This is a genomic window from Inquilinus limosus DSM 16000 (genome assembly GCF_000423185.1).
In the GTDB taxonomy this organism is placed as follows: domain Bacteria; phylum Pseudomonadota; class Alphaproteobacteria; order DSM-16000; family Inquilinaceae; genus Inquilinus; species Inquilinus limosus.
Genome location: NZ_AUHM01000001.1, coordinates 396057 through 405813, shown reverse-complemented (window position 1 = coordinate 405813; position 9757 = coordinate 396057). Strand labels below are relative to the sequence as shown.

Sequence of the window (9757 nt, the reverse complement as noted above, 5' to 3'; positions counted from 1 at the left end):
TGCGTTTCCGTGAAGTCGGTGGCCCTTCCTATCCTGCCGTCACAGGATGGAGGGAGCGGAATGGCGCGCGAGGGACTCGGTGTGGCGGCGGCGCTGGCGTCGAGCACGCTCGGCGGCACCTCGGTGGTGGCGACGCGCTCCCTGATGGGCGGCCTCGATCCGGCCACGCTGGGCGTGTTCCGCTTCGGCATCGGTTGCGCGCTGTTGGTGCCGGTGGTGCTGGCGCTGCGCTCGCCCTGGCCGCCGCGCCGTGACCTGCCGGCGGTGGCGCTGCTGGGGCTGCTGTTCTTCGCCGCCTTTCCCTTCCTGTTCAACGCGGCGCTGGCCCATACGACGGCCGCGCGCGGGGCGCTGGCACTGTCGACCCAGCCGCTGCTCACCCTGACCGCCGGTGCGGCGCTGGGAATCGAGCGGCTGACCCTGCGCAAGACGGCCGGCGTGCTGCTGGCGATGGCGGGGGTGGCGCTGGCGCTCGGCGCCGGGCTCGAAGCGGCGCCGCCGCGGGCCTGGCTGGGCGACCTGCTGATGGTCGGGGCGGCCGGCTGCGGTGCCCTCTACAACATCTGGTCGCGGCCCTTCATCCGGCGCGGCTCGGCCCTGTCCTTCAGCGCGCTGGGCATGGCCTCGGGCAGCCTGGGCCTGGCGGCGCTGGCGCTGTGGTCCCGGCCGGCCGTGCTGCCGGTGCTGGATCCGGCGGGCTGGGCCGCGGTGCTCTACCTCGGTATCGTCGGCGGCGCCGTCACCTTCTTCCTATGGGCCTTTGCCCTCGGCCGCACCACCCCGACCCGGGTGGCGGTTTCGGTCGCGGTCAACCCGGTCGTGGCGGCGCTGTTCGGCACGCTGGCGCTGGGCGAGCCGCTCGGCTGGCCGCTGCTGGCGGGGCTGGCCGCGGTGGCCGCCGGTATCGCGCTGGCGGCGACGGACGGACGGCATCGGGCTCCGCCGGAACCCGCTTCGGCCGCCGCTTCGCCGGGGTCCGCCGGCCTGCCTTGAAATTGCCCCGCGGCGCGGCCGCACGCGCACTGGACGGGCGCGGCCGGCGGTGCCATAGTCCGCGCCGTTCGGCGGCCGGGGGCCGTCACTCGGCACGTCCACGGATCCATGGCCTTCGATCTGACCGAATTCGGGCTTCGCGCTTACCTCCGCTTCGTCACCTGGCGGCGCGGCGAGCTTGTCGGCAAGGATGCCTTCGGCAACCGCTACTACCGCAGCCGCAAGGTCGCCCCGGGCGGGCGCGAAAAGCGCTGGGTGGTGTTCAACGGCGGCGAGTCCGAGGCGACCCGCGTGCCGCCGGAATGGCATGGCTGGCTGCACTACACCTTTAAGGAGCCGCCGGGCGACAGCAGCCCGTTCCGTCGGCCCTGGCAGCAGCCGCCCGAGACCAACCCGACCGGGACCGGCCACGCCTATCTGCCGCCCGGCCATCCGCTGCGCGGCAGCCACCGCGCCAAGGCGACCGGCGACTACGAGCCCTGGACGCCGGCGTGACCGGATCTGTCTGAGGGAGAATCGATGCACAGGAACGTCATCGAGACGGTCATGGGCGCGGTCGTGCTGGCCGTCGCCCTGGTCTTCCTGGGATTCGCCTACACCAGCGCCAATCTCAGCTCCGCCTCGGGCTACCGGCTGAAGGCCCAGTTCGACCAGGCCGACGGCGTCAACGCCGGCACCGATGTGCGGATCGGCGGCGTCAAGGTCGGCACCGTCACCAGCGTGACCCTGGACCCCGAGACCTATCTGGCGGATGTCGAGCTCTCGATCGATCCCTCGATCAAGCTGTCCCAGGACACGGCGGCGGCGATCAGCAGCGACGGGCTGCTCGGCGGCCGCAGCCTCTCGCTCAGCCCCGGCGCCCGGCCAGACGACGCGAACGGCTGGCTGAAGGACGGCGACACCATCGACCACACCCAGTCGAATCCGAGCCTGGAGCAGCTGCTCGGCCAGGTGATCTTCAGCATCGGCCAGCTCGGCGACCGCGCCAGCGCCGGCGGGGCCGGCGGCGCGCCGGATCAGCCGCCGCAGGGCAAGCCCGGCGGCATGATGGGGAATTGAGCCGGATCATGCGTCTCCCCGTGCTTCCCGCCCTGGCGGCGCTCGCCGCCACGGTGCTCCCGGCCGCAGCGCAGGCCGCGGCCACCATCGACCAGCCGATCGCCGAGCTGCGCGGCCTCGACAAGATCACGGCGCGGACCCAGCCGCTCGAGGCCAAGGTCGGCGAGACGGTGCAGTTCGGCACGCTCGGCATCACCGTGCGCGCCTGCCGCAAGGCGCCGCCGGAGGACCCGCCGGAAAGCGCGGCCTTCCTCGAGATCACCGACACGCCGCCGGGCAAGCAGACCGCCACGGTGTTCACCGGCTGGATGTTCGCCTCCTCGCCCGGCGTCTCGGCGCTCGACCATCCCGTCTACGACGTCTGGGTGGTCAGCTGCACCGACACCTCGCCGGCCGCCGCCGCGGCCCAGCAGGAGGTGGACGAGAACGTGCCGGAGGCCTCGCCGCTGCCGTTGCCGGAGATGAAGATCATCCCGCCGGCGCTGCCGCCGGGCCGGCAGTAAGGGCTACAGCGCCGCCAGCGCGAACAGGCCGAGGACGCAGAGGAAGCCCAGCGACCAGATGCCGGAGCGCAGGCTCGGCAGGTCCGCGGCGTAGCAGGCGGTGTAGGCGAGCCGGACCAGCACGAACAGCCCCGCCAGCAGGTCGACCCAGCCCTGCGGCGCGCCCTGCATCTGGGCGATGATCACCGCCGCAGCGAAGGCCGGGAACGTCTCGAAATGATTGCGGTGCGCCCAATCCATCCGCTGCTGCCAGCCGGTCATCCGCTCCATGTCCCGGCGCGGGGCGTGGTTGTCGATCCGCGACGTCACCTTCGCCGGCATGACGGTCAGATAGGGCAGCAGGATGGCGGCCAGGACCATCCAGAGGGCGAAAGTCATCGCGGCGACTCCGGCAGGGTGTGCCGCATTGTCGCCGCCGAGCACCCGGCGGGGAAGCGCTACGGGTTGGCCGGACACTCCTTGACGTAGACCGGAACGGTTTCGGCGACGGTGAAGCCGTGGCGCCGGTACAGCGCCAGGGCCGCGTCGTTCGCCGCCGCCACGGTCAGCGCGGCGCTGCCGGCCCCGGCCGCGTGCAGCCGGCGCAGGCTCTCGGCCACCAGGATGTCGCCCAGCCCGCCGCCGCGATGGTCCGGATGCCGGCCGATCAGGGCGACGTCGCCCTCGCCGCCGGCGGCCTTGGGCGGATGCACGCGCAGGAAGCCGACGACGTCGTCGCCGCGCAGGATCAGCCCGTGCTGGTCGGGCATCGCCCGGGCGCGGGCGGCGAAGCTCTCGAAATCCGGGATGCTGGCGCCGGGAACAGGGGCCATGGCGCGGCAGACGGCGTCGTGCTGGCTGCGCATCGTCGCCTCGGTCGGCGGCGCCCAGCGCAGCCCCTCGGGCAGGGGCGGCACGGGCGGCGGGGCCGTGTCCAGGGGCCGGCGCATCAGATGCATGCGGTAGGCCTCGCGATAGCCGCGCGCCTCCAGCTCGGGCCCGCGGCCGAGGAACAGGTCCTCGGCCTCGACCTCCAGCCGGTCGCGGGGCCCGGCGGCGGTGATCGCCTCGGCCTCCTCCAGCAGAAAGCGGGCGAGGGCGTCGTGGTCGCTCTGCGGACGGAAGCACAGCACCACCAGCGAGGCCGCGTTGCCGGCATTGCTGCAGGCGTCGACCACGGCGGCGATGGCGATCCGGCGGCCTTCGGCATCGACTGCGTCGATGATGCTGCCGGGGCCGAGGACCAGGCGGTCCAGGCCCCAGCGCGGCTCGAAGGGCGGCGAGGGCAGCGGATGCGCCTCGATGAAGCTGATCAGCGCGTCGTCGACCGGGCCCTCCGGAACCGGACGCCGGTGCAGGGGCAGGGCGGTCATGTCTCTCCTCGCCGCTGGTGCAGCAGCCGGTCCAGCTCCGGTTCCGGATCCGCTCCGGTCCAGTCCGGCTGCAGCAGCAGCGCCTCCTCGAGGCGGCGGCGGTAGTCGGCGCGCTCGATCTCGATCGTGCCGAAACGGGCCAGGTGGTCGGTGACGAACTGGGTGTCCAGCAGCACGAAGCCGGCGGCGCGCAGCCGGGCGACGAGATGAATCAGCGCCACCTTGCTGGCGTCCGTGGCGCGGCTGAACATGCTCTCGCCGAAGAAGGCGCCGCCCAGGGCCACGCCGTAGAGCCCGCCGGCCAGCATATCGCCGTCCCAGCATTCGACGCTGTGGGCGAAGCCGGCCCGGTGCAGCGCGGTGTAGAGGGCGACGATCTCGTCGTTGATCCAGGTGTTCGACCGGGCGGGCGCCGGCGCGGCGCAGCCGGCGATCACCGCGGCGAAGGCATGGTCGGCGGTGACGCGGAAGCGGCCGGCCTTGACCGTGCGGGCCAGGCGGCGCGGCACATGCACGCCGTCGAGCGGCAGGATGCCCCGGCGCGGCGGGTCGAACCAGTGCAGCTCCGGGCTGTCTGCCGATTCCGCCATCGGGAACAGCCCGGCGGCATAGGCGCGCAGCAGCAGCTGGGGCGTGACGCGGGTCATGGCCGGGACCGGATCATGATCCCAAGGATATGGGACGGCGCAGCGCACATGTCCCGTCGATAGCGGAGGGGAGGGGCCGCGTCCACCCTCGCGGCTTCCCGCCGCTGTCCGGCTGCTGTATGGTGCCGGCCATGACGAAGCCCGCGACCCTGTTCCGGAATTGGTGGCGCAGCGCCTGACGGCGGCTGCGCGTGCTTCGTCCTGCACCCCGGGCCGCTCCGATGGAGGCGGCCTTTTTCATGTCCGAGAGACGGCGATCCATCCGAGCGGCCCTTCTTCCCTGCTCGAAAGGATTCGTCTCATGTCTCTCGCTCTTCCTGCGCATCCTCGGGCGCCTGAGGTCACCGGGGCCGATATCGTCCTGACCGGCGACCGACCGACCGGGCCGCTGCATCTCGGCCACTACGCCGGCTCGCTGGCCAACCGGCTGCGGCTGCAGCGCCTGTGCCGGCAGTTCGTGCTGATCGCCGACCTGCAGGCGCTGACCGACAATGCGGACGATCCCGGCCGGGTCGCCCGCAACGTGATGGAGGTGGCGCTCGACTACCTTGCCATCGGCCTCGATCCGGCCCGCAGCGCCATCGTGCTGCAGTCTGCGGTGCCGGAGATGGCCGAGTTGACCATGCTGTACCTCAACCTCGTCACCGTGGCGCGGCTGGAGCGAAACCCGACGGTGCGCGACGAGATCCGCCAGCGCGGCTTCGCCCGCGACCTGCCGGCCGGCTTCCTGTGCTATCCGGTCAGCCAGGCGGCCGACATCACCGCGGTGGCGGCGACGCTGGTCCCGGTCGGGGCCGACCAGGCGCCGATGCTGGAGCAGACGGTCGAGATCGTGCGGGCGCTCAACCGCCTGGCCGGCGCCACCGTGCTGCCGGAGCCGCGCATCCTGCTGTCGACCACGCCGCGGCTGCCGGGCCTCGACGGCCAGGGCAAAGCCAGCAAATCGGCCGGCAACGCCATCGACCTGCGCGACGACGCCGACACGGTCCGCACCAAGATCCGCCGTATGTGCACCGATCCCGGCCATCTCCGGGTCGAGGATCCGGGACAGGTCGAAGGCAATGTCGTCTTCGCCTATCTCGATGCCTTCGACCCCGAACCCGCGGCGGTGGCGGAGCTGAAGCGCCGCTACCGCGCCGGCGGGCTGCCGGACATGGCGGTGAAGCGGCGGCTGGAGGAGGTGCTGCAGGCGCTGCTGGTGCCGATCCGCCAGCGCCGCGCCGCCTTCGCGCGTGATCCGGGTGAGGTCCGCGCCATCCTGCGCCGCGGCACGGAAGCGGCGCGGGAGCAGGCGGCGCGGACGCTGGAGGCGGTGCGCGGCGTGTTCGGGCTGGTCCGGCCGTGAGGCCGCGGCTCAGTAGCTCGCGGTCAGGTTCAGGCGCTTCACCAGCGCGGTCAGCTTGGCGGGATCGCCGGGTTCGGCCGTCTCCAGCTCGGCAAGGGCGAGGGGCGGCTGCGGCGCGATGGACAGCCGGAAGGGCCCCCGCGGCTGCGGCATGGCCTGGATGAAGCGGCCGAGCGCTGCGACCGAGTCCTCCGGGACCCCCGCCGCGGTCAGGACGGCCAGCCCGGCCATGGCCTGCGCCTTGGCCGCGGCGACCGCGCCCTCCGGGTCGGTCTCGCCGTTCGGCAGGGCGTACAGCGCCGGCAGCAGGGCATAGCCCTCGAACATGCCCTGGTTGTCGAAGTCCACGGTCAGGGAGTGCAGCGACAGCGCGGCCAGGGCCCCGTCGCCGAGCGGGTTTCGGGGATCGATCCTGTCCATGTCGAGGCCGCGCATGGCCGCGCTGACGGAGAGATGGCCGATATGATCGCCGCGGAACGTGAAATCCCTCAGGGTCAGGAGATCGGCCGGTTCGTCGTAGTCGTAGTCGAGGGTGATCTCGATCGGCCTGTGCAGCAGCTTCATCTGGTACACGCTCGGCGGCGGCAGCGCCGGCGCTTCGAACCGGATGTCTTCGGCGCGGAGCGCGAGGGTGAGCGGCGGCCGGTCCGCGTAGAAGCGCTCGAAATCGATGCGGTCGATGGTCAGGGTTCCGATCACCCAGCCCTGGTACTGGCTCATCACCAGCTTCAGGTCGGTGTAGCGGCAGCCGGCTTCGCCGACCGGCGTCACGGTGCCGGCCGTGGGCGCCTCGGGAGTCGCCTTCGCCATCATCGGGATCAGGTCCCGGCAGCGCTGCATCGGGTCGGCCGGAACCGGGGCGGCCCGGGCGGGCAGGGCGATGCCGAGGGCGGCACCAGCCAATGCGAGGATATGAAGCGGCTTCACGACTTCCCTCAATGGCGATGGCCGGGGAGTCGCCGCCCCGGCCATCGCTTCAGTTCTGGTTCCGAACGCCGGTCAGTAGCTGACGGCGACGTTCAGGCTCTTCACCAGGTCCATCGACTTGGCATCGCCCGGCTTGATCGTGGCGAACTGCGCCAGCGGCACCGGCGCGGCCGGGTCGACCGAGATGGTCAGCGGCCCCTTCGGCGCCGGGAAGTCCTGGACGAAGGCCATCAGGCTCTTCACCGCGACCTCCGGCACGCCGAAGGCCGACAGCGCCGCCATGCCCAGCACGGCTTGGCTCTTGCCCTGCTCGACCGCGGCCTTCGGGTCCTGCCCCTGGGCCGCGGCGAAGGCCATGACCTTGTCGATGATGCCCTTGTTCTCGAAATGCAGCTTGATCTTGCGCAGCGAGGCGGCGCCCAGCATCTGGCTCGGGTCGGCAGCGGCCGCCGGGTCGTCCGCGCTGACGCCGTCCAGCGCGCCGGTCAGCGCCAGCTGGCCGAGCGCGTCGCCGCTGAGCTCGAACTGGTTCAGCGTGAACTGCTTGCTGGCGGCGTCGAGCGCATAGTCGACCGCCATGTCGAAGGACTTGGCGTCGCCGAAGAACTTCTGCGCCTCCGGGTTGTCGATCGAGATGCCCTTGGCCTGGGCCACCAGCGTGTCCGACGGCTTGCCGTCATAGGCCTTGGCGAAGTCGAGCTTGTCGAGCGTGACCTCGGCGATCGAGATGGTCGTCGGCGTCGCGCCCGCCGCCACCTTGTCGGCCGGCTCGGTCATCTTCAGGTCGGTGAACTTGCAGCCGGACTCGCCGTAGGATTCGATCGAGCCGGCCTGGGCGTTGTGCATCGGCGAGTCGTCGGGGGCGATGGTCAGGAGGCCCTTGCAGCGCTCGACCGGGTCGGACGGGACCTCGGCCGCGAAGGCCGGCGCGGTGATCAGCGCCACCAGCGCCGCCGCCGTCGAAGCACGAAACACGCTCATCAGCATCTCCTCGCAAAACGGGGCGGCACCGGACCCGCAGCCCGGCCTCGGGCGTGCGACGGCGATCGCTTCCCCTCGATCGCCGGTCCCGGGCCTAAGCGCCCGGGACGCTCGTCCAATGTCTATTCTCAGAATTGGGCTGAATTCAGGCCGGTGGCCGTCACTTCGCCATCAGCCGCTCGAGCCAGCGGATGTCGTAGTCGCCGTTGATGAAGTCCGGCTCGGCGATCAGCCGGGCGTGCAGCGGCAGGGTCGTCTTCACCCCGTCGATGACGTATTCCTCCAGCGCCCGGCGCAGCCGCATCAGGCACTCGTTGCGGGTGGTGCCGCGCACGATCAGCTTGGCCACCAGGCTGTCGTAGTGCGGCGGGATGCGGTAGCCGTCATAGATGGCGCTGTCGACCCGCACGCCCAGCCCGCCCGGCGCGTGATAGCCGTCGATCCGCCCGGGGGAGGGGGTGAAGGTCTCCGGGTCCTCGGCGTTGATCCGGCACTCGATGGCGTGGCCGTGGAACTCGATGTCCTGCTGGCCGTAGCCGAGCGGCGCGCCGGTGGCGACGCGGATCTGCTCGCGCACCAGGTCGATGCCCGAGATCTCCTCGGTGATCGGGTGCTCGACCTGCAGCCGGGTGTTCATCTCGATGAAGTAGAACTGCCCGTCCTGGTACAGGAACTCCATCGTGCCGACGCCGCGATAGCCCAGCTTGCGCGCGGTCTCCGCCGCCAGGCCGCCGATGAAGGCGCGCTCCTCGGCGTTGAGCGCGGGCGAGGGCGCCTCCTCGATCACCTTCTGGTGGCGGCGCTGGATCGAGCAGTCGCGCTCGCCGAAATGCACCACGTTGCCATGGGTGTCGGCCAGCAGCTGGATCTCGATGTGGCGCGGGTGGTCGAGATACTTTTCGACATAGACGCTGTCGTTGCCGAAGGCGGCGCGGGCCTCGTTGCGGGCCATGCTGTAGGCCTCGGCCAGCTCGGACTCGCTGCGGGCCACCTTCATGCCCTTGCCGCCGCCGCCGGCAGTGGCCTTGATCAGCACCGGGAAGCCCATGTCCTTGGCCAGGGCCATCGCCTCGTCGACCGTATCGACGGCGCCGTCGGAGCCGGGGACGACCGGCAGGCCGGCGGCCTTGACCGCGTCCTTGGCGGCGATCTTGTCGCCCATCACCCGGATGTGCTGCGCAGTCGGGCCGATGAAGACGAAGCCGTGCTCCTCCACCATCTCGGCGAAGCGGGCGTTCTCGGCCAGGAAGCCGATGCCCGGATGGATCGCGTCGCAGCCGGTGATGGTGGCGGCGGAGAGCAGGGCCGGGATGTTGAGATAGCTGTCGCGCGCCGCCGGCGGGCCGATGCAGACCGCCTCGTCGGCCAGGCGAACGGCCATGGCGTCGCTGTCGGCGGTCGAATGCACGACCACGGTGCGGATGCCCATCTCGCGGCAGGCGCGATGGATGCGCAGCGCGATCTCGCCGCGATTGGCGATGAGGACCTTCTCGAACATCAGTCGATCACGACCAGCGGTTCGCCGAACTCGACCGGCTGGGAGTCCTCGACCAGCACGGCGCTGACGGTGCCGGCGCGCGGGCTGCGGATCGGGTTCATCACCTTCATCGCCTCGACGATCAAGAGCGTGGCGCCCTCGGCCACCTTGTCGCCGACCTTGACGAAGGGCGCGGCGCCGGGCTCGGGCGCCAGGTAGACGGTGCCGACCATCGGCGAGGTCACGGCGTTCTTCGGTGGGCCGGCCGGGACAGCAGGGGCGGCGGCCGGCGCCGCGGCGACGACCGGGGCCGCCGCGGGGGCGGGCGCATAGGCCGTCACCGGCGCCGGCTGGCGGTTCAGCCGGATGCGGCGGTCGCCTTCCGAGAACTCGATCTCGGTCAGGCCCGTCTCGTCGAGAAGCTTGGCCAGGCCACGCACGAATTCGGGATCGAGGTTGAAGGTGCTCATCTG

12 protein-coding genes are annotated in these 9757 nt (G+C 71.6%); 5 read left to right on the top strand and 7 right to left on the bottom strand.

Annotated features, from left to right (window positions below; genetic code table 11):
• Window positions 1-60: 60 nt before the first annotated feature.
• The 4 genes from G537_RS0102010 to G537_RS35935 all read left to right on the top strand — a co-directional run bounded on the left by G537_RS0102010 (window position 61) and on the right by G537_RS35935 (window position 2555).
• Window positions 61-993, top strand: coding sequence for a DMT family transporter (locus G537_RS0102010; RefSeq protein ID WP_026868699.1), 933 nt, complete (start codon window positions 61-63; stop codon window positions 991-993).
• Between the two features lie 108 nt (window positions 994-1101).
• Window positions 1102-1488, top strand: coding sequence for an NADH:ubiquinone oxidoreductase subunit NDUFA12 (locus tag G537_RS0102005; protein WP_034850349.1), 387 nt, complete (start codon window positions 1102-1104; stop codon window positions 1486-1488).
• 24 nt (window positions 1489-1512) lie between these two features.
• A complete protein-coding gene (gene mlaD / locus G537_RS0102000) occupies window positions 1513-2052 on the top strand; it encodes an outer membrane lipid asymmetry maintenance protein MlaD (RefSeq protein WP_026868697.1) in 540 nt (179 codons plus the stop codon).
• Window positions 2053-2060: 8 nt separating this feature from the next.
• A complete protein-coding gene (locus tag G537_RS35935; RefSeq protein WP_081688571.1) occupies window positions 2061-2555 on the top strand; it encodes a DUF2155 domain-containing protein in 495 nt (164 codons plus the stop codon).
• A gap of 3 nt (window positions 2556-2558) precedes the next feature.
• Here the strand turns inward: G537_RS35935 and G537_RS0101990 are convergent, their stop codons facing one another.
• From G537_RS0101990 to aat, 3 genes are read right to left on the bottom strand one after another with little or no spacing between them, the layout of a single operon-like run.
• Window positions 2559-2933: an MAPEG family protein gene (locus G537_RS0101990; RefSeq protein ID WP_026868696.1), complete on the bottom strand. Its 375-nt coding sequence runs from the start codon at window positions 2931-2933 to the stop codon at window positions 2559-2561.
• Between the two features lie 59 nt (window positions 2934-2992).
• Complete coding sequence (locus G537_RS41810) at window positions 2993-3907, bottom strand: GNAT family N-acetyltransferase (RefSeq protein WP_051247672.1); 915 nt, start codon at window positions 3905-3907, stop codon at window positions 2993-2995.
• Window positions 3904-4554: a leucyl/phenylalanyl-tRNA--protein transferase gene (gene aat / locus G537_RS0101980; protein ID WP_026868695.1), complete on the bottom strand. Its 651-nt coding sequence runs from the start codon at window positions 4552-4554 to the stop codon at window positions 3904-3906. Before aat ends, G537_RS41810 begins: the two co-directional genes overlap by 4 nt.
• A 301-nt stretch (window positions 4555-4855) precedes the next feature.
• On the opposite strand from aat, the gene trpS reads away from it, so the two are divergent.
• The gene (gene trpS / locus G537_RS35925) at window positions 4856-5899 is read left to right on the top strand and encodes a tryptophan--tRNA ligase (RefSeq protein WP_051247670.1); all 1044 of its coding nucleotides are present in this window, start codon (window positions 4856-4858) and stop codon (window positions 5897-5899) included.
• 9 nt (window positions 5900-5908) lie between these two features.
• Here the strand turns inward: trpS and G537_RS0101970 are convergent, their stop codons facing one another.
• From G537_RS0101970 to accB, 4 genes are all read right to left on the bottom strand, one after another.
• Window positions 5909-6826 carry a hypothetical protein gene (locus tag G537_RS0101970; protein ID WP_155888456.1) on the bottom strand — a complete coding sequence of 306 codons (918 nt, stop codon included), beginning with the start codon at window positions 6824-6826 and terminating at the stop codon, window positions 5909-5911.
• Window positions 6827-6898: 72 nt separating this feature from the next.
• Window positions 6899-7807, bottom strand: coding sequence for a hypothetical protein (locus tag G537_RS0101965; RefSeq protein WP_155888455.1), 909 nt, complete (start codon window positions 7805-7807; stop codon window positions 6899-6901).
• 160 nt (window positions 7808-7967) lie between these two features.
• The gene (gene accC, locus G537_RS0101960) at window positions 7968-9305 is read right to left on the bottom strand and encodes an acetyl-CoA carboxylase biotin carboxylase subunit (RefSeq protein ID WP_026868692.1); all 1338 of its coding nucleotides are present in this window, start codon (window positions 9303-9305) and stop codon (window positions 7968-7970) included.
• Window positions 9305-9754 carry an acetyl-CoA carboxylase biotin carboxyl carrier protein gene (gene accB / locus G537_RS0101955; protein WP_026868691.1) on the bottom strand — a complete coding sequence of 150 codons (450 nt, stop codon included), beginning with the start codon at window positions 9752-9754 and terminating at the stop codon, window positions 9305-9307. Before accB ends, accC begins: the two co-directional genes overlap by 1 nt.
• Between the last annotated feature and the right edge of the window lie 3 nt (window positions 9755-9757).

Bases quoted from the DNA above. Each gene is read 5' to 3' on its own strand.
- G537_RS35935 (WP_081688571.1), top strand. From the start codon at position 2,061: ATGCGTCTCCCCGTGCTTCCCGCCCTGGCGGCGCTCGCCGCCACGGTG.
- G537_RS0101990 (WP_026868696.1), bottom strand. From the start codon at position 2,933: ATGACTTTCGCCCTCTGGATGGTCCTGGCCGCCATCCTGCTGCCCTAT.
- aat (WP_026868695.1), bottom strand. From the start codon at position 4,554: ATGACCCGCGTCACGCCCCAGCTGCTGCTGCGCGCCTATGCCGCCGGG.
- trpS (WP_051247670.1), top strand. From the start codon at position 4,856: ATGTCTCTCGCTCTTCCTGCGCATCCTCGGGCGCCTGAGGTCACCGGG.
- accC (WP_026868692.1), bottom strand. From the start codon at position 9,305: ATGTTCGAGAAGGTCCTCATCGCCAATCGCGGCGAGATCGCGCTGCGC.
- G537_RS41810 (WP_051247672.1), bottom strand. From the start codon at position 3,907: ATGACCGCCCTGCCCCTGCACCGGCGTCCGGTTCCGGAGGGCCCGGTC.
- G537_RS0101965 (WP_155888455.1), bottom strand. From the start codon at position 7,807: ATGAGCGTGTTTCGTGCTTCGACGGCGGCGGCGCTGGTGGCGCTGATC.
- G537_RS0102010 (WP_026868699.1), top strand. From the start codon at position 61: ATGGCGCGCGAGGGACTCGGTGTGGCGGCGGCGCTGGCGTCGAGCACG.
- accB (WP_026868691.1), bottom strand. From the start codon at position 9,754: ATGAGCACCTTCAACCTCGATCCCGAATTCGTGCGTGGCCTGGCCAAG.
- mlaD (WP_026868697.1), top strand. From the start codon at position 1,513: ATGCACAGGAACGTCATCGAGACGGTCATGGGCGCGGTCGTGCTGGCC.
- G537_RS0102005 (WP_034850349.1), top strand. From the start codon at position 1,102: ATGGCCTTCGATCTGACCGAATTCGGGCTTCGCGCTTACCTCCGCTTC.